This is a genomic window from Autumnicola lenta, assembly GCF_031846515.1.
In the GTDB taxonomy this organism is placed as follows: Bacteria; Bacteroidota; Bacteroidia; order Flavobacteriales; family Flavobacteriaceae; genus Autumnicola; species Autumnicola lenta.
On record NZ_JAVRHO010000002.1, the window covers coordinates 84,530 to 104,624 of the forward strand.

Annotated in this window: 17 protein-coding genes and 1 tRNA gene; 4 read left to right on the top strand and 14 right to left on the bottom strand. The window is 38.1% G+C overall.

From position 1 onward, the window contains the following. Positions 1 to 17 precede the first annotated feature (17 nt). The 7 genes from RM545_RS01590 to RM545_RS01620 all read right to left on the bottom strand — a co-directional run bounded on the left by RM545_RS01590 (position 18) and on the right by RM545_RS01620 (position 9,331). Positions 18 to 1,379 carry a mandelate racemase/muconate lactonizing enzyme family protein gene (locus tag RM545_RS01590; RefSeq protein WP_311493516.1) on the bottom strand — a complete coding sequence of 454 codons (1,362 nt, stop codon included), beginning with the start codon at positions 1,377 to 1,379 and terminating at the stop codon, positions 18 to 20. Between the two features lie 173 nt (positions 1,380 to 1,552). Further along, positions 1,553 to 3,094 (bottom strand): SusD/RagB family nutrient-binding outer membrane lipoprotein, encoded by a 1,542-nt coding sequence (locus tag RM545_RS01595; protein ID WP_311493517.1) that lies wholly within the window; start codon positions 3,092 to 3,094, stop codon positions 1,553 to 1,555. 26 nt (positions 3,095 to 3,120) lie between these two features. Continuing rightward, entirely contained in the window at positions 3,121 to 6,504 is a 3,384-nt protein-coding gene (locus RM545_RS01600; RefSeq protein ID WP_311493518.1) for a SusC/RagA family TonB-linked outer membrane protein, read from the bottom strand. A 108-nt stretch (positions 6,505 to 6,612) separates the two neighbouring features. Then, positions 6,613 to 7,470: a FecR family protein gene (locus tag RM545_RS01605; protein ID WP_311493519.1), complete on the bottom strand. Its 858-nt coding sequence runs from the start codon at positions 7,468 to 7,470 to the stop codon at positions 6,613 to 6,615. A 74-nt stretch (positions 7,471 to 7,544) separates the two neighbouring features. Then, on the bottom strand, positions 7,545 to 8,069 hold the full coding sequence (locus RM545_RS01610) for an RNA polymerase sigma factor (protein ID WP_311493520.1): 525 nt from the start codon (positions 8,067 to 8,069) through the stop codon (positions 7,545 to 7,547). A gap of 707 nt (positions 8,070 to 8,776) precedes the next feature. Beyond that, a tRNA-Arg gene (locus RM545_RS01615) sits at positions 8,777 to 8,853 on the bottom strand. A gap of 25 nt (positions 8,854 to 8,878) precedes the next feature. Then, positions 8,879 to 9,331, bottom strand: a complete 453-nt coding sequence (locus RM545_RS01620; protein ID WP_311493521.1) for a GatB/YqeY domain-containing protein — start codon at positions 9,329 to 9,331, stop codon at positions 8,879 to 8,881. 310 nt (positions 9,332 to 9,641) lie between these two features. On the opposite strand from RM545_RS01620, the gene RM545_RS01625 reads away from it, so the two are divergent. The 4 genes from RM545_RS01625 to RM545_RS01640 all read left to right on the top strand — a co-directional run bounded on the left by RM545_RS01625 (position 9,642) and on the right by RM545_RS01640 (position 12,245). Next, positions 9,642 to 10,907, top strand: coding sequence for a putative DNA modification/repair radical SAM protein (locus RM545_RS01625; RefSeq protein WP_311493522.1), 1,266 nt, complete (start codon positions 9,642 to 9,644; stop codon positions 10,905 to 10,907). After that, positions 10,904 to 11,680, top strand: coding sequence for a TIGR03915 family putative DNA repair protein (locus tag RM545_RS01630; RefSeq protein ID WP_311493523.1), 777 nt, complete (start codon positions 10,904 to 10,906; stop codon positions 11,678 to 11,680). Before RM545_RS01625 ends, RM545_RS01630 begins: the two co-directional genes overlap by 4 nt. Before the next feature lie 82 nt (positions 11,681 to 11,762). Continuing rightward, a complete protein-coding gene (locus RM545_RS01635; RefSeq protein WP_311493524.1) occupies positions 11,763 to 11,942 on the top strand; it encodes a hypothetical protein in 180 nt (59 codons plus the stop codon). Positions 11,943 to 12,017: 75 nt separating this feature from the next. Then, on the top strand, positions 12,018 to 12,245 hold the full coding sequence (locus RM545_RS01640; RefSeq protein ID WP_311493525.1) for a hypothetical protein: 228 nt from the start codon (positions 12,018 to 12,020) through the stop codon (positions 12,243 to 12,245). Between the two features lie 15 nt (positions 12,246 to 12,260). Here the strand turns inward: RM545_RS01640 and RM545_RS01645 are convergent, their stop codons facing one another. The 7 genes from RM545_RS01645 to RM545_RS01675 all read right to left on the bottom strand — a co-directional run bounded on the left by RM545_RS01645 (position 12,261) and on the right by RM545_RS01675 (position 20,094). Then, complete coding sequence (locus RM545_RS01645; protein WP_311493526.1) at positions 12,261 to 13,238, bottom strand: polyprenyl synthetase family protein; 978 nt, start codon at positions 13,236 to 13,238, stop codon at positions 12,261 to 12,263. A 60-nt stretch (positions 13,239 to 13,298) separates the two neighbouring features. Then, on the bottom strand, positions 13,299 to 14,342 hold the full coding sequence (rlmN, locus tag RM545_RS01650; protein ID WP_311493527.1) for a dual-specificity RNA methyltransferase RlmN: 1,044 nt from the start codon (positions 14,340 to 14,342) through the stop codon (positions 13,299 to 13,301). Between the two features lie 72 nt (positions 14,343 to 14,414). Continuing rightward, positions 14,415 to 15,464 carry a tRNA preQ1(34) S-adenosylmethionine ribosyltransferase-isomerase QueA gene (queA, locus tag RM545_RS01655; RefSeq protein ID WP_311493725.1) on the bottom strand — a complete coding sequence of 350 codons (1,050 nt, stop codon included), beginning with the start codon at positions 15,462 to 15,464 and terminating at the stop codon, positions 14,415 to 14,417. Positions 15,465 to 16,252: 788 nt separating this feature from the next. Beyond that, positions 16,253 to 17,479, bottom strand: a complete 1,227-nt coding sequence (aroA, locus tag RM545_RS01660) for a 3-phosphoshikimate 1-carboxyvinyltransferase (protein WP_311493528.1) — start codon at positions 17,477 to 17,479, stop codon at positions 16,253 to 16,255. A 5-nt stretch (positions 17,480 to 17,484) separates the two neighbouring features. After that, a complete protein-coding gene (locus RM545_RS01665; protein ID WP_311493529.1) occupies positions 17,485 to 17,754 on the bottom strand; it encodes a hypothetical protein in 270 nt (89 codons plus the stop codon). Beyond that, on the bottom strand, positions 17,755 to 18,081 hold the full coding sequence (locus RM545_RS01670; RefSeq protein ID WP_311493530.1) for a nucleotide pyrophosphohydrolase: 327 nt from the start codon (positions 18,079 to 18,081) through the stop codon (positions 17,755 to 17,757). A 3-nt stretch (positions 18,082 to 18,084) separates the two neighbouring features. Continuing rightward, entirely contained in the window at positions 18,085 to 20,094 is a 2,010-nt protein-coding gene (locus RM545_RS01675) for a transglutaminase family protein (protein WP_311493531.1), read from the bottom strand. Position 20,095 lies beyond the last annotated feature (1 nt).

The window sequence follows — 20,095 nt, forward strand, 5'->3', positions numbered from 1 at the left end:
TACTTCACTATTTATGATTAGCTATATATCCTATCATGAGAACGTACTTCATTCCACTCCGGAGTGGGTGCAAAAAACGTATCATCTCTTGGATCCAGATGTTCTTTTACTACATCCATGTTTAATTCTATTCCCAATCCAGGAGCCGTGGGAGGAACATTAGCATAACCTTTTGTAATCATTTCACCGCCACCTGTCATAGTTACCAAATCTTCCCACCATGGAACATCTACTGAATGATGTTCTAAGGAAAGAAAGTTTTGAGTTGCCGCGGCACAATGAACATTTGCCATAAAAGAGACAGGCGTACCTGCCTGGTGCATAGCCATTCCCATTCCATATTCCTCGGCATAATCCCCTATTCTCTTTGTTTCCAACAAACCACCTGATGATGCTAAATCTGGATGAACAATATCAACCGCCTTGGCATGAATTAACGGTTTGAAGTTTTCTAGTAGGTATATATCCTCTCCGGTAGTAGTAGGAGTTTCTAGAGCCCGGGTAAGGGTTATCCAGTCTTCTGTATGATCCCATGGAGCCATATCTTCCAACCAGGCAAGTCTATATTTTTCCAATGCTTTACCTAGCCGGATGTGATTATTAACATCAAAGTGGCCATAATGATCTGTAGATATGGGGATATCATATCCCACCATATTTCTAACATTCTCGACTACCTGCTGTAAATGTTCCAGTCCTTTTTCTGTTATTTGTACTTGAGTAAATGGATGCCTCGTATTACCGTAGGACATATAATTTCTTTGGTCACCCCATTGGGCAAGCTGTCCTCTTTCGTTTTTCCAAAATTCAGCATTTACCAATGCGCCTGGCACATCGACTAAATCTGCAATAGAAACATCCATTTTTAGCCAGGTATATCCCTCATCTTCAACCCGCTTCTTAATCAACCTTCGTTGTTCTTCCGGGGAATCAGCTTCAGGCGTATCAGCATATAAACGAACCTTGTCCCTATATTGCCCCCCCAACAATTGCCAGCAAGGAACATCATAAGCCTTACCGCAAATATCCCAAAGAGCCATTTCAACTGCACATACACCACCTGCTGCACGTGATTGTCCTCCAAACTGCTTAATAGTTTTGAAAATCTTCTCCACATTGCATGGGTTCATTCCTAAGATTCTACTTTTCAACATCAAGGCATATCGAGCATCTGCTCCATCTCTTACTTCCCCCCAACCATATATACCTTGATTTGTATCTATACGAATAATAGCAGTGCCGCCCATGACATCTGTTAATGCATAACGCATATCGGTAATCTTAAGGTCGGAAGGAGCTGAGGAACGACTAACTTTTGAAGTAGTTTGGGCAATGGTATCCTGAAAAGAAAGCCCAGAAGTCAAAAATATACCGCCCAAAGCAGTTTTTTTCAAGAAGTTTCGTCGATCCCTAGTTGTAGAGGGGTTATTAATTTCAGCCAATTTAGCGGCCGTGTTTGCTTTTTCATCTTGCTTGTTCTTTAGAATAAGCTCTTGGAGTAAAGTTTTCATCGATTATTGTTTATTATTATGTTAGAGAAGTATTTATAATTCTAATTTGGAACATCCCAAAAAACAGGCGTTCCAAGATTATCACCACCAATATTGGCCGCAGCTGCTTCCACATTGGATTGGTTAACAGATAGTTCCCGTACCGGGTAAGGCAAACGAAGAATAAAATCATCAACAGAAGGATCTTGTCCCGGAAAGTCAATTGGATCAAGGTCCGGATATCCGCTTCTACGAAAATTTGCCCATGCCTCTTGCCAAATACGAAAAGAAGCAATCCAATATTGCTCGTTAATTTGTTCAAGAGCGCGTGATGGATCAAAAGCAACTTCAGGACCCTGTAGATAAGCCTCTTGTTGTTCAGAGGTGATATTTAATGTTTCCCCATAAAGCGCTGTCTGCGTCATGTGCCCTTTTATGCCGGCTTCATAATGTTCCTGAGCAGATCCTGTTGAAATATATCCTCTCTGATTGGCTTCGGCCAAAAGCAGCTGTGTTTGTGCGTATGTTACAAGATATTCTGGCGCATCCAACCGGGCAACTGTTGCTCGATTAAATTGTGAATATTTAAATGCAGTACCAATCTTACCAGGAAAGTCTTGATCAGATTCTATGCTATTTTCGTCATAACCATAAGGCATTCCAATTTGATCTTCGGGATCGGTATTTGTCTCTCCAACCCCAGACAATGTATTGGAAGGGTTTTCATAAAGAACAGCGATGTACTCCAAACGTGGATCATTGGTATTTTTTAAATATTCAACAAATGGTTCTCCCAGATAATAATTAGCACGTTCACCACCTAATAACAAACTTGATGAGGCATTAGGGAAAGTAGCATTAAATTGTATATATGCGTTGTCGTCATTAGAGGACATCACACCACCTCTTGACGGATCCACTGCAGTTTGAACTATTGCAGCAGCCTTATCTTCATTTAAGGCAGTATAGCGCATTCCTGCTCTTAATAAGAGAGAATTACCAAATTTTTTCCATTTAGAAATATCCCCATCATAAAAGAGATCTCCACCTACTATATCCCCATTAGGATCCAAAGCTTCTACGGCTTGTTCATATTCATTTAAAACATCTTCATAGATTGCGCTTTGATCGTCATACACAGGAAAATATTCTTGTTGAGTAAAGCCTTGTGCTGCATTTGTATAAGGAACGTCTCCATAAGTATCAACCAAAAATTGATAACAATAAGCTCTCATTATACGAGCCATGTTGTAGAGATTACTCCTGTCCGGATCATCTTGCGTTTTTCGAATTACATCTTCTAATTCCCTAATTGGTCCGTTATAAAGGTCAGTAAACGCAAGGCTGGAATTAATATCATTATAAGAATTTCTATTACCCCCTTCAAGTACACCCCCATAAGGCACATTAATTTGTTGAACAATTTCCCCCTGATAATGATATGTGGGAATAGCGGAACTCTGTTGAGCGTCGGAAAATTGATAAACAGGATCCAAGGAAACCGGCTCTATCGGATTTGTATTTATTTCTTCAAAGTCTTTATCACAGCTAATTAAACCCAATGAAATAGCTAAAAAAGACGGGATTATATAATTAATTTTCATAATTTCTAAAATTTAATGAACCTAATTTATAACTTAATATTCAAATTTAATCCATAACTACGAGCAGTTGGTAAGCCATGATATTCTAATCCTGTTAGGTTATCGGAGGCCGAAAAAGCTGCTTCGGGATCAAGATTGTCTGTCGATTTTGAAATAACCAAAACATTGTTTACAAATACCCGCAGATTTAAGGTTTGGACAACACTATTTTCACCAAGCATTTCTGAGAAATCATATCCAAGAGAGACCGTTCTCCACCTGACAAAACTAGCATCATATACAAACGGAGTAGATATTCCCTTACTTCTGTAATCATTCCAAAAAACGCCTGCTTCTACCGGAGTTGTATTAGGTGTACCATCGGGATTCACAGCATCCATTACTACACCACCATCCCGTCCTTCCAAAGACATTTTATGCAATCCATGGCGCGTCCAGTTAAAATTAGAGTTTGAGAGCATTTTATGACCAGCCTTAAAATCTACCTGGCTAAAGAAGCTAAAACCCTTATAGTTAATATTATTGATCCAACCCCCTACATGCTTTGGTATGGCACTACCGTAGGTAATTAAATCTCCTGCCTGAAAACGTCCCTCCACAGTTATGATATTCCCCTCTTCATCTCTTAAATAATCCCTACCTCTTAAGGAAGCCATAGGCATTCCAACTTCATGAGAAACATTACCTATCAACTCTGCATTACCAACATCTATCCTTTGCTGGTTTTCCGCAAGCTCCAGCACCTCACTTTTGTTGTAAGCATAATTAAAAGAGGTTTCCCATCTTAAGTCGTCATTACGTACCGGTGAGATAGAAAGTAATGCCTCAACCCCCTCGTTTCTCAACCTACCTACATTTACCTTTGTCTGCTCAAAACCAGATGCCACAGAAATATCTACATCAAGAATTTCATCTTCTGTATTTTTACGATATACGGCCATATCCAGGGTTACGCGATTACTAAAAAGACCTAGATTAAGTCCCACCTCAGCCTCTTTTACTTTTAGTGGGCGAAGATTTTGATTAGGACTTATATTACCTTGAATACCTCCTAGAGCTGTACCATTAAATTCATTTGGCTGAAGATTATAAAAAAGTTGATTGGCATAAGGGTCTGTATCACCCCCTACTTCCGCATAGGCAGCCCTTAATTTCCCAAAACTCAACCAATCTGGGGATCCCTCACCCATAGCTTCAGTAAAAACAAAGCTGGAACTCACAGAAGGATAAAAGTAACTATTAGAATCAGGGTTTAATGTAGAAAACCAGTCGTTACGCCCGGTGAAATTGATAAATAAGAGGTTTCTAAAAGATGCTCCTGCGGTTCCGTAAATAGAATTTACTCTTTTCTTAAAGTAGCTATAACTTGGATTTTTTATTTGACCATTATTAATAGTATATAAATCCCGAACGTAAAAATTTGTAACTGATGTACCTAAAGTTTGACCAGTTTGATCGAGTCTATTAGCCCCTACAAGAGCATCAAAACCAAAATCACCTAATTCACCTTCAGCACCAATAAGAAAATCCATGTTTAGCTCACGAAATTGTTCCGAATCCTGATAATAGTTCCCATTGAATCCTGAAGCTGCCGGAGAAAGAAATGCCGTTCCTGTTGGCCGATTCACCTCATGCTGGATAGAGAAATAATCCTGCCCAATACGCCCCTGAGCATAAAGCCATGGAGTAAACAAATAACGTAAAGAAACATTCCCGAAGAGACGGTCTCGCTTACGGTTCTCAAAACGATTAGCCATTGTAAAATACATATTTGTCCGGTTCCTAAATCGGGCAGGATTAATTTCGTCACCTGTTTCAGGATCCTCATAGACATCTTCCATCCACTCAGGATTGATACTGTTTGCCAATGTCATAAGTGTCTGGTTAACATTATAATCCTGCTGAGCCACAACAGGTGGATTTAAATTATCCTCATTGGAATAATTGGCATTAAGCTGGGTAGAAAATTTATCTGTTAAATTGTAATTCACTCCTATATTGATTGTGTTTTTATCAAAGCTGGAATTTGGGACAATACTTTCTACATCAGTATTGGAGAATGAAAGGCGAAAGCTTCCGTTTTCATCTCCTCCCGAAAGAGCTACAGTATTCATTAAAGTTATACCTGTATCATAAAAAGTATCAATCCGGTTTTTATGAGGAAGATAAGGATGTTGTTCCCCATCAAGTTGCCAGGTTGGCTCCCCATCAAACCTTTCTCCAAAACTCCACACTCCACTGCTCCTAGCCTCTGCAACACTCTGGGGTCTCACACCACCTTCACCCTGGCCATACTCATACTGGAAATCAGTAAAATCAAGCGCATAATCAGCTTGAAAGCTTGAATTAAATTCAACACCAATTCCAGTGGATCCCGCTCCAGATTTTGTGGTTATAATAATCGCACCATCTTTTGCACGAAAGCCATAAAGAGCTGCAGCCGCTGCCCCTTTCAGCACTGTCATAGATTCTATATCTTCAGGGTTTATACTTTGAAGACCGTCACCTGAATCACTATTTGCTTCACCTGCAAAACCTTCCCCGCTATCATTTGCAGCACCTGCAGGAGAGTTGTTTATCGGCACTCCATTCACAATTATCAAAGGAGAATTATCTCCACCAAAAGAAGATTGACCCCGGATCCTGATTTTGGAAGTTCCAGCCGGACCTGTAGTAGGAGTGGTAACATTAAGACCTGCAACCTTACCGACAAGATTATTACCAACATTTACATTCCTTTGAGCAGTCAATTCCTCTGTATCTACGGTACTTGCTGAATACCCGAGACTTCTAGCCTCTCTTTTAACTCCCAAAGCGGTAACCACTACCTCATCCAAGGACTCAAGATCATTCTGCATTTGAACATTTATAATGTTCTCTGTATCCACGAGTCTCTCTTCAGGTTGCATTCCAACATAAGTATATAATAGAACTGAATTTACTGAACTTACCTGAATAGAATAATTACCATCGAAATCTGTTAAGACTCCGTTACTGGTTCCCTTTTCCTGAACCGTGACGCTTGGGAGCGGCATTCCATTCGCATCTGTAACCTTTCCTTCAACCTGCATTTGAAAAGGTTGCCTAACATTAGCTTTTTTTTCAGGCACAACATCAGGAGCAGGATCGGTAGTTATTGTAATATTGTTTCTAATTATGGAAAACGTATAGGAAGTCCTGTCAGATAATTCCTGAACTACCTTTTCTATATTTTCCTTATTAAAAGTATATTGACCTACCAGTTCCTGTACTATATCGATTTCGCTGCCATACGCAAATTTAAAGTCCGTTTGGCTTTCAATTTTATTTATTATAACCTTTATGGCAGGATTTTCTGCGCTAAAAGATATTTCCTGAGGATTTATTAGGAGCGGTACATAAATAAATAATGTAATTAATAGTTTGTTCATATTTAAATTCTTTAAATTTGAAAATGTAAAGTCCTATTCGACGTAAGAGTCGGTAGTGCTTCTTTTTTTTTAATAAAAGGGTTCTCTATTTGACGGTGGAAACCCTTTTTATTTTCTGCTAATTTCTACTTGCTTTTTTTCTTCTTTTATTTCATAACTTATGTTGTTTATGATAGACAATAGATGTAATATTTCAGCTAAAGAATCTTCCTTGTTTATTCTTAGTGTTACCCGCTCTTTCTCCGTGAGATCAGAATTAGAGAATTTATAATTGAACCGTCTACCAAGAAAATCAAAAAGTTCTTCCAGTTCTATATTGTTTACATCAATAAATTTATTTCCGAGAGCAAATGAAAGCGTGGTATTAAATTTTCTGATTTTCGTAATTCCCTGGTGATAAGCCAAACTCTCTCCCGGAATTAACCCCCAGGATTCTGCCTGCCCTTTTACCTTAACCATTATTCTGCCAGTATAAAGAGAAATTTCCACACCTTTAGAACCCTTCTCCGAAACGGAAAACTTTGTACCCAAAACTTTTGTAGTGGTCGAACCTGAAATCACATTAAACTCTCTTGAACTATCCTTAACTACGTCAAAAAAAGCTTCTCCCTTTATTTCAACCTTTCTGGCACTAAAATGCTCCTTATACTTTATTTCCCCTCCTTCCTTTAGCAGCACAAGACTTCCGTCAGGTAAGTTTACTTGCTTATCCAGTAAGCCGTAATTATTAATCTGTATAATAGGATTATAGAGAGCCACATAATAATAGGTTGAAAAAAGTAAAACCAGAACAGCTGCAGCCATACCGGCCCCATAATAATTCCTTCTAAAACTAGATTTATCTTTAAGGGAATTTGCGCTGCTGAATTTTTGCCAGGATTCTTCTATCTGATCTTTGGGTAATTCGCTATAAGAAGCGTTCCAAAATCGCTCAACATCTTTATTATTAAATTCTCTATTTTTCACCTATTTAAATATCTATTTATATTACTATAACAATTGAGTATTTAAAAGTTCCTAATTTTATTATGTTAAAATTATTATTTATGCAATTCTTCTTTAATAAAGTTATGCGCAAGATATATATGGTTAGCTATGGTTTTCTTAGATATACCAAGGGCTTGAGAGATTTCAGTATAACTTAAATTGTCAATTTTGTGAAGAATGAAAACATTTTTCCTTTTGGAAGGTAATCGCTCCATAATCCGATGCAAGCGATCAAGTTTTAGGCTAAAAGTGGTAAAGATGTTTTCATCCTGTGGCTCTGGGGAAAGATAATCCTCTTTTAATTCTGAAATTATGCGCGATTCTCTTTTTAAATGATTTAATATCAGGTTTTTACATATCACAAAAATCTGCTGATCCAGGGTAACATCATCTTTTAACTGATTTCGATTCTCCCAAACTTTAAGAAAAGTTTGTTGTACGAAATCGTCAGAATCCATTGTTGAGGAATGGAAGCGTTGAGAAAAATTATATAGCTTCGAATAGTACAATTTATATACCCTTTCCAGAGATTTTACATCACCGCTTTTCAAGGCTCTTATTAAAAAAAATGTTTTCAAATTTTTCAATTATTATTAAAAAATTTCTTAAATCGAAACTACCTTCTGTTTCAAAGTTAACTAAATTTAAAATTAAAGTTAAATAAAAATCAACAATTCTTAAATAGATTGTAAAAAATTGTGAAATTAATAATACCCTGGACAAAAATGTGTGGGGTAGGAAGGATTTGACAGCTGAAATGGACAAAGACTGCTTTAGCGAAGGCTGCTTCAAAAAAAAGCAGTACCGGCGAAAAATTTTTAAGCTTATTAAGAAGTAGCTTCGAAAGCTATGAAGCAAAAGAGGATTATTAAGTACAAGAGGAAAAAGTTTACGAGCAAGGATCAAAAATTCACGATACCGGTCCAATATTACAACAACAGAGATTCACTAAAGAGATAACCTATATACTCCAGTTCATCCAGTCATAAGCGTGTCGATAGAAAAAATCCCTATGCAAAATTGGAAATGGCATATCCTCACCAACGGTAGGTCCCGGATCTAGTTTTAAACCATGAAACCAACTTAGATCTAATCAAATAGTGGATACTTGATTAACTGTAGATGCTATTTTGGAAAGATAGCAATGCTAACTTTTTAAATTTTGAGGTAACTTATTAGTTCCCATTTTAAATCAAATTGATTCAAATTAAATGAATCCTTAAAACCTTAAAAACCACGCTAATCCTAAGATTTGCGTGGTTTTGGTGCTAATTGTTATTAGCTTTGGTGACCCCGGAGGGATTCAAACCCCCAACCCTCAGAGCCGAAATCTGATGCGCTATTCAGTTGCGCCACGGGGCCGTTATTTTTCCTGTGAGGATTAAATTTATTTACTAAGTTTTCTCTTTACAATCGCAGATATTGTTCTACCGTCTGCCCTTCCTGCAAGTTCTTTTGAAGCCATTCCCATCACCTTTCCCATATCCTGCATTCCGCTCGCATTGGTGTTCTGAATAATCTCTTCTATTTTCAATTCAATTTCTGCTTCACTCATTTGCTCTGGAAGAAAATTCTCAATTACTTCTGCCTGCTTTTCTTCAGGTTCAGCCAGATCTTCTCTTCCCTGCTCCCGGTAAATAGTAGCACTTTCCTTACGCTGCTTTACAAGTTTCTGCAAGAGTTTAAGCTCTTCATCTTCGGTTAGGCCATCCTTAGAAGCGCTATCAGTATTCGCCAGAAGAATAGCACTTTTCACAGCTCTAAGAGCTTCCAGTTTTGTACTATCTTTAGCCCGCATCGCCGCTTTCATCTCAACCATTACTTCATCCTGTAGACTCATTGTTTCTCGTTTCTGGGTGCGAAGATAAAATATTATATTTAAAATCACCACTTAAATCCAATTCCAAAATCAGATCGTGTTCAGTATAATTTTTCATCCTAACTTTTTGCTTCTAAAGAGACACTCTGTTTTTCCACATTATCGGCCCTGCTACAGTGTCATCATTTCCCTGGCGTATAATATTTTAACCCTCCTCCTTTTTTGACCACTATAGTAAATCCTGAATGAGTTCATATCGCTCTTTTTTATTAGGAGGATTATTTCCATTATATTGGATTTATTCCTATTTTTGATAAAATTGCTATGAGAAATGAATTTCGATAGGATTAAGGAAAAATTGTCCATCCTTGCAGATGCGGCTAAGTATGACGTCTCCTGCTCCAGCAGTGGAAGTAATCGTAAAAACAGAGGAAAGGGGCTCGGAGATTCTTCAGGAATGGGAATTTGCCATAGCTATACAGAAGATGGGAGGTGTGTTTCTCTGCTCAAAATTCTTCTTACTAACCATTGCATTTTTGATTGTGCTTATTGCGTCACCCGTAAAAGCAATGATATAAAACGTGCCGCCTTTAAAGTGCAGGAAGTAGTAGATCTTACTATTAATTTCTACCGACGCAATTATATTGAAGGTCTATTTCTTAGTTCAGGAATTTTTAAAGATGCTGATTATACTATGGAACGCCTTATTTTGGTTGCTAAAAAGCTTCGATTAGAAGAAAATTTTAACGGATACATTCATCTGAAATCCATACCTGGAGCAAGTGATGAGCTTATGCAGGAAGCCGGATTATATGCAGACAGGCTAAGCGTTAACATTGAAATACCTACTGTTTCCGGCCTAAAACTTTTGGCTCCAGATAAAAAACATGAAGATTTCATGAAACCCATGCGCAAGGTGAAAAATGAAATTACAAAAAATCGTGAAGAGAGTAATATCTTAAAATCCACACCAAAATACGCTCCTGCAGGACAAAGCACTCAGATGATTGTTGGAGCCACAGGAGAGACAGACAGGGACATCATGTACACCGCCACTTACTTTTACAAAAAATACGAAATGAAAAGGGTTTATTATTCAGGTTATGTGCCGGTTACCAGCGATCCCCGACTGCCAGCTCTCACCTCTGCCGTTCCCATGTTGCGGGAGAACCGTCTTTATCAAACAGATTGGCTGCTTCGCTTTTACGGCTTTGACATAAGAGAACTACTAAATGAAGAACATAAAAATTTAGATACAGATATTGATCCCAAATTAAGCTGGGCGCTTCGCAACATGCACCTTTTTCCTGTAGATATAAATAAAGCTGAAAAACAACTGCTGGCACGCGTCCCGGGAATCGGGTTAAAGTCGGTTCATAAAATTATTAATGCCCGTAAACATCGCTGCCTCAATTGGGAACATCTTAAAAATATTGGAATTGCCTTCAATCGCGCAAAATTCTTTATTATATGTAATTCACATGGGTGGGAGACGAAAGATCTTTCTTCAGAAAAAATTAAAAGTTTAATACTCAAAACCTCGAGTAGCAAATTTAAAAAGAATTATAGTCCGCAATTGTCAATTTTCGACTCATGAAAACTATATTAAGCTATGATGGAACTTTTACGGGATTTCTTACATGTGTCTTTACCACGTATGAAGAAAAACTTGAAGTGGTGGACATTCAACAGGAGCAAAGGGCAACAGAATTATTGTTCAGCCAACTACAAAATATCATTACAGATGAAGCTAAAGCCGCAAGGGTTGCTTTGGCTATAAAAGAAAGATGTTCAGCCGCCGGAAGAAGGAATCTCTACCGGGCATTCCTTAGTGAAGAACCAGGAATTGAGCTTACTATGCTGAAATACCTGCAGTATGTTTTTAAAAGCAAACATCAAATTGATTCCGATTATAGTAATCCACAAGTTTTAAAAATTGCTCAGACAGCTAAAAAAGTCGGCAGAGAAAAACATCGTATGGAGGCTTTTATACGTTTTAAGCTGACTAAGGATCAAATATATTTTGCCTGTATTGAACCTGATTTCAATGTTTTGCCTCTTATCCAGGAACATTTTAAAAAAAGATATGCCGATCAGGCATGGATTATTTACGACATCGCAAGAAAATACGGGTTATATTATGATCTTCAGGAAGTTAATCAAATAGCCTTACAATTTAATCAGGATATTTACATAAACACCAGTAATGGCAAGGCTTTAGATCCTAAAGAGATAGAGTTTCAACAGTTGTGGCAACAATATTTTACAAGTACCAACATTGCATCAAGAAAAAACACTAAGCTTCACCTGCAACATGTTCCCAGACGGTACTGGAAATATTTAAGTGAAAAGAGCCTATTGCATAATTAAAAAATAGTTTAAATTTGTTGCTTCAACTAATTAAACAAATATTACAATGAGAAAATTATTTTTATTATTCGCGGTAGCAACAATGTCTCTTTCTATCTATTCTTGTAGAGAAACTACAGAAGAAAATGTAGAAAACGATATGGAAGAAATCGGTAACGACATCGAAGAGTCTGCTGAAGAAGCTGGTGAAGACATCGAGAATGCTACCGAGGAAGCTGGTAACGAAGTAGAAGCAGAAGTAGAAGGAACTGACGAGATGTAATCATCGTTTGAACTAATATTTTCTAAAGCCATTCTGATTTCGGAATGGCTTTTTACTTTTAATATAATCACAACAATGAAAAAAGTAGTTTTAGTTTTTATAGTAGCCGTGTCCTGCTTTTTATATTCCTGTCGTGAAAGTACACAGGAGAAGACCGAAGAAGCGGTTGAAGCCATAGGTGAAGATATAGAAGAAAATACACGTGAAGCCGGACGTAAACTTAAAGAAGGCGCAGAGAAAATTGATAATAAAGTAGAGGAGGAACTTCAGGAATTGGAACGCCATGAAAACGAAGTCGAATAAACGACATTTGCTACCCTACTTTTTTCGTTCTATCACGTAATTCACCATTAGCTCAAGTGAATCCCGGTAAGTGGAGGGTGGGTACTCTTCGAGAATCAATAACGCTTCCTGCTGGAATTCTGTCATCTTTTGTTCAGCATATTCCAGACCTCCGCTGGTTTTAACAAATTCTATAACTTCTTTTACCCGCTTTTTATCTTTATTGTGCCTTTTGACTGAATTGATAAGCCAGGATTTCTCTTTACTCGAGCAATTATTTAGGGTATAAATAAGAGGCAACGTCATCTTTTGCTCTTTAATATCTATCCCGGTAGGCTTACCAATTTGAGCTTCTCCATAATCGAATAAATCATCCTTAATCTGGAAAGCCATTCCTATAAGCTCCCCGAATCTGCGCATCTTAATCATATCGTCAGAATCAGGTTTTACAGAAGCAGCGCCAAGACTACAACAAGCTGCAATTAAAGTAGCTGTCTTCTGCCGAATAATTTCGTAATAAACTTCTTCTGTAATATCTAATCGTCTTGCCTTTTCAATCTGCAGCAATTCGCCTTCACTCATCTCTCTTACCGCAACCGAAATTATCTTCAAAAGGTCAAAATCATTATTATCTATAGACAACAGTAATCCTTTGGAGAGCAGATAATCGCCAACTAAAACCGCAATTTTATTCTTCCACAACGCATTAATACTGAAAAAACCCCGCCTTCGGTTAGAATCATCCACAACATCATCGTGAACCAGTGTGGCGGTATGTATAAGTTCTATTACTGAAGCACCGCGATATGTCCGTTCGTTAACAGTGCCGCCGGAAACCATCTTAGCTACGAGGAACACAAACATAGGCCGCATCTGCTTGCCTTTACGATTTACGATGTAGTGTGTAATCCTGTTAAGAAGTGCTACATTTGAAGACATGGACTGAAAGAACTTTTTTTCAAAAAGTTCCATCTCCTTTTCCACCGGAAGTTTTATTTGGGAAATTACCTTCATAAAGCAGGGAGCAAAGATAACTTTTTATGCGGAAATCCTGCTGCTTTTAGTCCCCGTAGATTAAGCCGATTTATTTGCGAGCTGACCACAGGCTGCATCTATGTCTTTACCCCTGGAACGCCTTACGGTAACGGTAATTCCGTTTCTTTCGAGCATGTGCTGATACATAGTAGTAGCCTCAGCAGATGCTTGCTGGAAATGTCCGTCATCTATAGGATTATACTCAATCAAATTTACCTTACAGGGAACCGCTTTACAAAAATCCACCAATGCCTGGGCCGCTACGCGATTATCATTAATATCCTTCCAAACGATATATTCATATGTAATTCTGCTCTTCGTCTTAGCGTACCAGTATTCCAAAGACTCTTTTAAATCTTTCAGCGGAAAAGTTTCGTTAAAAGGCATAATCTTCGTCCGCACCTCATCTATTGCCGAATGTAATGAAACTGCAAGTTTAATTTTCGCTTCATCATCAGCAAGTTTTTTAATCATTTTTGGAACGCCAGAAGTTGAAATGGTAATTCTTTTAGGAGACATTCCCAATCCTTCCTTAGAAGTGATTTTCTCAACAGCTTTCATCACGTTGTTGTAATTCATCAAAGGCTCGCCCATTCCCATAAAAACAATGTTAGAAAGCGGTTTATCGAAGTAAAGCCGGCTTTCGTTATCTATGGCAACTACCTGATCATAGATTTCGTCAGGATTGAGGTTGCGCATTCTTTTTAATTTGGCCGTTGCACAAAACTGGCAATCAAGACTACAACCAACTTGAGAAGAAACACAGGCAGTAGTACGTTTAGGCGTAGGGATGAGCACAGACTCCACAGTGAGGCTGTCGTGCAACTTTACGGCATTTTTAATCGTGCCATCGCTGCTGCGCTGCATCTGGTCCACCCTAATGTGATTAATAACAAAATTCTCCTTCAGCATCTCACGGGTCTCTTTGGAAATGTTGGTCATTTCTTCAAAAGTATGGGCACTTTTGTTCCATAACCACTCATAAACCTGGCTCCCTCTAAAGGATTTATCTCCCTGGGAGACAAAGAATTCCTGAAGTTGCTTTTTGGTTAAAGCCCGTATATCTTTCTTTTCGTTTTTCACGCTGCAAAAATACAAAAGACCCCACAGGTTTCAGAAACCTGTGGGGTCTTTTTCAAATTATTATTTAAGAGGCTATAAAATCAACATAGCATCTCCGTAAGTATAGAATTTATATCCTTCCTTTACAGCCTCATCATAAGCTCTTTTCATAAAATCGTGTCCTGCAAATGCAGAAACCATCATTAAAAGCGTAGATTTTGGAGTATGGAAGTTAGTAATCATACAATTAGCAATACTAAAATCGTAAGGAGGGAAAATAAATTTATTGGTCCAGCCTCCAAACTCATTAAGCGTAAGATTCGAAGAAACCGAGCTTTCCAAAGCGCGCATTACTGTCGTTCCAACAGCACAAACTTTACGTCTTTCCGTTTTCGCCTTATTAATTGTTTCCACTGCCGGACCTTCAATAAAAGCTTCTTCGCTGTCCATTTTGTGCTTGGAAAGATCTTCCACTTCCACCGGACTAAAAGTCCCCAATCCAACATGAAGGGTAACTTCAGCAAAATCGATTCCTTTAATTTCAAGACGCTTTAACAGGTGCTTAGAAAAGTGTAATCCTGCAGTAGGTGCCGCAACAGCACCTTCTTTTTTCGCATATATCGTCTGGTAACGCTCCTCATCTGAAGCTTCTACCTCTCGTTTGATATACTTTGGAAGCGGAGTTTCCCCCAATTCATTTAATTTTTTTCTGAAGTCTATATAAGAACCGTCATACAAAAACCTCAATGTACGACCCCTGGAAGTTGTATTATCGATAACTTCTGCAACAAGACTTTCGTCATCGCCAAAATATAACTTGTTCCCGATCCTAATTTTTCTTGCCGGGTCCACCAACACATCCCAAAGCTTGGTTTCAGGATTTAACTCCCTTAAAAGGAACACTTCGATCCTGGCTCCGGTTTTTTCCTTGTTTCCAAAAAGCCTTGCAGGAAACACTTTGGTATTGTTAAGTACCATTACATCCTGCGGATCAAAATACTCTATCAGGTCCTTAAATTGCCTGTGTTCAATAGTTTGATCCTTCCTGTTTAGCACCATTAGCTTTGCCTCATCCCTGTTTTCTGAAGGATATTCAGCCAAAAGTTCTTTTGGAAGTTCAAAATTGAAGTGTGAAAGTTTCATTCCCATAGTTGAATTTTTAAAGGGGGCAAATATACAACCTCAACATAGGGGTTGTCAAGTAAATAGCACTTTATTTAAAAAATGATTTCTTCGGAAGGAAATAGTGCCGAAAATTGCCGTTTTGAAGGCTATTCTTAAATTGAAACAGGAAACAGGAAACAGGAAACAGGAGACAGGAGACAAGAACCAGGATGTGTGAAAAACCATTACAACTTATGAATTTCAGCAGAAATTCGTGACAAAAGATTCCATTTGAGATTTTACAATCTACTCCTGAAAAATATATAGGTCGAAAATCAGCATTTTTCAGCCCTTCTTAATTTCCATTGTGAATAACAAAAGAACTTCAGGGTTTTTCTGAAGAACCAGTACCTCCTCAAGGCCGATAATTGCCATTTTGGAGCGTTCATCTTAAATTGAACCATGAAACAGGAGACAAGAACCAGGATGCGTGAAAAACCATCACAACTTATGAATTTCAGCAGAAATTCGTGACAAAAGATTCCATTTGAGATTTTACAACCTGCTCCTGAAAAATATATAGGTCGAAAATCAGCATTTTTCAGCCCTTCTTAATTTCCATTGTGAATAACAAAAGAACTTCAGGGTTTTTCTGAAGAACCAGTACCTCCTCAAGGCCGATAATTGCCATTTTGGAGCGTTCATCTTAAATTGAACCATGAAACAGGAGACAAGAATCAGAAGAATCACTGAAAGGACCTTCTGCGGACACACTTGAGATTATTCGTGAATTCGTGGCGGAACTACAGGTCGAAAATTGGCATTTTTCAGCCTTCTCTTTGTACATAAAATCCCAGGCTTTCCAGATCTTCCCAAAAATCTGGATAGGATTTTGAAACTACCATAGCGTCTTCAACTTTAAACGGCACTTTAAGAGCAAGCGGCGCAAATGCCATTGCCATCCTGTGATCGTTATAAGTAGCCACAGAAGCCCCTTCATTGAACGTTTTTACCGGATGCAGCCTTAGACTGTCGTTCGTAATGTCCACCTTTGCCCCAAATTTTTCAATTTCGTTCTTTAAAGCGACTAATCTATCGGTTTCTTTGATCTTCAGCGTATGTAAACCGGTTAACTGACATTCAATTCCCAAAGCTAGACAGGTTACAGCAATTGTCTGAGCAATATCCGGTGAATTCTGAAGATCTTCAGTGATCCTCTTAGGCTTTTTACAGGGCTTTTTCTTCAGAATAATGGAATCCTTTTCATATTCTGTTTCCACTCCCAACTGGCTATATATTTTTGCCAAACACGAATCGCCCTGGAGGCTGGTTTTACGATAATTGGATAATTTTAGCTCTGCCTCATCACAAATGGCAGCGATACTGTAAAAATAAGAGGCTGAACTCCAGTCCGATTCGATATTGATCGTTTTCGAAGGCAGGCTTTCTACAGGTTCAATTTTGATTCTGTTATTCTTAAACTCTCCTTTGATGCCGGCGTGCTGCAACATTTCCAGCGTCATGGAAATGTACGGTGCCGAGGTAATTTGCCCATCCAGCTTGATCTGTAGTCCGTTTGGAAGTGAAGGTGCAATTAACATTAACGCCGAAATGTACTGGCTGCTGATATTTGCCTGCACCACTACCTCATCTTTAACGAGTTTTTTCCCTTTTATCCTTAGCGGAGGAAAACCCTGCTCCTTTTCATAAGAAATATCTGCTCCTATACTTTTAAGTGCCTCAACCAGTAGTTTAACTGGTCGCTCCTGCATGCGCGGACTTCCTGTGAGTACTACTTCCCTGCCCTCTTTAGCTGCAAAATATGCTGTTAAAAACCGCATGGCAGTACCTGCATGATGTATATCTACGATCTCATCTTCAGACTGAAGCGCCTTCTTCATCACCTGGGTATCATCACTATTGGACAGATTTTTTACCTGCAGTGAAGGAAATAAAGATTGAAGAATAAGAAGCCTGTTGGATTCGCTTTTAGAACCGGTTATTTGTAATTTTCCAAAAAGCCTTTTTTCAGAATGTGATATTTTGATTTCCATATAATTCAGTTATCGGAATTTTCTTCTCGTTTTTCCTTCGATCTAAACTGGCCATAAGCAACTATAACTCCATAAAAAAGAGCGGCTCCAAGTTGGGCTAAAATATACCTTAGCAACTTGTCCCCGGCAATATGATCGTTGTAATAATTTTCAAAAGCAAAACCGCCATATTCAAAAAGAATTGAAATGAGATTGTAAAGAATGGCAAATATTAGCCCCAGTACAACTACAGACTTCCAGTATTTCCTTTGTGAGACAATGCTCTTAAACCCCATTTACTTCAGCTTTTCATTATTGTGGTGCCTGTCGTGATCCCGTCTTGTCTTCAAATCCAATTTTTTATCGAACGCTTTTTGAAGATCGACGCCAGTTTGATTTGCAAGGCATAAAATTACAAAAACAACATCTGCCAATTCCTCTCCAAGGTCTTTATTTTTATCACTTTCTTTCTCACTTTGCTCCCCATAACGACGGGCAATAATCCTGGCAACCTCCCCAACCTCTTCGGTAAGTTGCGCCATGTTTGTGAGCTCGTTGAAATAACGTACTCCGTGTTCATTTATCCATTCGTCAACAGCTTTTTGAGCGTCCTGTATATTCATTTTTTATATTTTGGAAAGAACTATTGCTTCGGTTTGTTTTTCAATAATCTGGCTGTAAAACTTCTTTAAACCTTCATAATCTTCAGGCGTAAAATAGGTTTTTGGCAAATCCAAAGTAGATCTTATACTTAAGACAGATCCACTTTGCTGTACAAGAAAGGTATATTTTACTTCTCCCCCATTAAGCTGGAAAATTCCACTTTCGGGAACAGATTCCAGGATATACCCCTCCGGAGCAACAAAAGTAATATTTTCATTTTGTAAGGAAGGAAAATCAAAGAAAATTGGGTAATTTCTCTCATCGGCTTTAAACGGGTTTTCCCTAACTGCATCGAACAAAAACGGCTGTAAATAAATTTTCCCGTTGATTTCCTCTACCGCATTCTTTGCTGTAAAAGTATAAGCTTCCCTAATATTTTCACTTATGTCCTTTTTATTATCAACAACAAGTTCTGAAATAGTAAATCCCCCTAATTTTGATTCCAGTTTTTCCAGATATTTCTCATCACTCATGCCGTTATTTTCACGGAATCGCTTCGCATACAACCCCTGATGTGCTTTACTGGCTTTACCCTCCAGTTTAAGACTGTCGTTTAACCCCAGATACATATACACTTTTTCTTCAGAAACCGTATTAGGAATAAGGTCCACCCAGTCTGAACTACCTTCTTCTCGTATAAGTCTACCCTGAAAATTTCTGGCACGCTTCGGCAGCTCTCCTATAGCAGCTAAGGGATCTGTAGCATCCAACAGCACGGTTTGATCCTGAAGTTCTACACAGGAAACTACATAATTAAACCCATTCCTTGTAGGAAACACAGGAATCCCGTTATCTGGTGTACTTATAAGCACGGGATTGGCGGTTAAACCTGCATATCTAAGCATGGCTGTAAGCATCAGGTTAATATCTGCACAGTTCCCAACTCCCTCTTTATATGCAGATTTAAGACCATTTTCTGCATAGCATCCCACAAAGTCATTCCATCTCACTTTTTTCTTTACAAAACCATATATCAGTGCTACTTTGGTTTCAGGATTGGAAACTCCTTTAAGAAGTTCATCAATATCTTTCCTAAAATACCGCTCCTGGTCTAATTCACTTCCCAGGCTGCCATCATAGATAGTTTTAGTAACCTTCTCCCAGCTTTCAGTTAAATTCTTTACGGGCGAATTGGGGAATTTTGTAAACATAAGTTCCCATTTTATATAAGCAGCGTAATTTTCGAGATAATCAACAAAAGGTTCTTCTTTTAAAGCAGGGATATCATCCTGGTTAATCTCATAAACATCCAGCTTGTAATCTATAGAATTACTGGAATAATTAGACGACATTGTCCAGCCATTATTCCTTCTATTGCTCTCCTGATAAGTATATCTAAAAGTGTCACCAGATTTGTCTATATTAAAAATTAAACCGGATTTAAGGTTAGAATGCAGCTTAAATCCAAAAAATTCGGGAATTTTCACCTTCACTTCCATTCTATTAACAGGAATAGTATATTGCAACCTGGTGTCCCCTATACGAGTTAAGAACGGAGATCGAATGGTATATGAAAATTCAATTACACTCCCGTCTGTAACAGCTGGCATAGTAAATTTTGTTTTAAGACGGTATTTGTTGACTTCTTCATCAAAGATCCCATCTTTGTGCAGCTTTTCATCTTCAAGTTTACCATTTACAATATTGTAGGTATTTCCTTTAACATTAATAATTTTTTGCCGATCGGATCCACTCTGATAAGCTGTAATTTCTTTGGTTGCCCAGTCAAATCCCTCTTTATTATAAATTTTTATACGTTCGTGAACATCAGTTACAAGAGTGAATCCTGTATTTTGGTTTAACTCATAATAAGTGTCTTCACTTTTATAAAGAATGACTGCATTAGCTGCGGAATCCAAAGGGTGAACTTTTTCCAGCACTTCTTCTTCGGAAACTTTTCCGAATTTAAAGTCCTGCGAGAAAAGAGGGTTCATAACAAAAAATGTAATGAGGAGGAAGTAGTAATTTTTCATA

What these genes read in the sequence shown, in the direction of transcription:
- RM545_RS01595 (WP_311493517.1), bottom strand. Translation starts at nt 3,094, where the DNA reads ATGAAAATTAATTATATAATCCCGTCTTTTTTAGCTATTTCATTGGGT.
- RM545_RS01670 (WP_311493530.1), bottom strand. Translation starts at nt 18,081, where the DNA reads ATGAATATACAGGACGCTCAAAAAGCTGTTGACGAATGGATAAATGAA.
- RM545_RS01675 (WP_311493531.1), bottom strand. Translation starts at nt 20,094, where the DNA reads ATGAAAAATTACTACTTCCTCCTCATTACATTTTTTGTTATGAACCCT.
- RM545_RS01640 (WP_311493525.1), top strand. Translation starts at nt 12,018, where the DNA reads ATGAAAAAAGTAGTTTTAGTTTTTATAGTAGCCGTGTCCTGCTTTTTA.
- RM545_RS01625 (WP_311493522.1), top strand. Translation starts at nt 9,642, where the DNA reads ATGAATTTCGATAGGATTAAGGAAAAATTGTCCATCCTTGCAGATGCG.
- aroA (WP_311493528.1), bottom strand. Translation starts at nt 17,479, where the DNA reads ATGGAAATCAAAATATCACATTCTGAAAAAAGGCTTTTTGGAAAATTA.
- queA (WP_311493725.1), bottom strand. Translation starts at nt 15,464, where the DNA reads ATGAAACTTTCACACTTCAATTTTGAACTTCCAAAAGAACTTTTGGCT.
- RM545_RS01620 (WP_311493521.1), bottom strand. Translation starts at nt 9,331, where the DNA reads ATGAGTCTACAGGATGAAGTAATGGTTGAGATGAAAGCGGCGATGCGG.
- RM545_RS01600 (WP_311493518.1), bottom strand. Translation starts at nt 6,504, where the DNA reads ATGAACAAACTATTAATTACATTATTTATTTATGTACCGCTCCTAATA.
- RM545_RS01630 (WP_311493523.1), top strand. Translation starts at nt 10,904, where the DNA reads ATGAAAACTATATTAAGCTATGATGGAACTTTTACGGGATTTCTTACA.
- RM545_RS01635 (WP_311493524.1), top strand. Translation starts at nt 11,763, where the DNA reads ATGTCTCTTTCTATCTATTCTTGTAGAGAAACTACAGAAGAAAATGTA.
- RM545_RS01645 (WP_311493526.1), bottom strand. Translation starts at nt 13,238, where the DNA reads ATGAAGGTAATTTCCCAAATAAAACTTCCGGTGGAAAAGGAGATGGAA.
- RM545_RS01665 (WP_311493529.1), bottom strand. Translation starts at nt 17,754, where the DNA reads ATGGGGTTTAAGAGCATTGTCTCACAAAGGAAATACTGGAAGTCTGTA.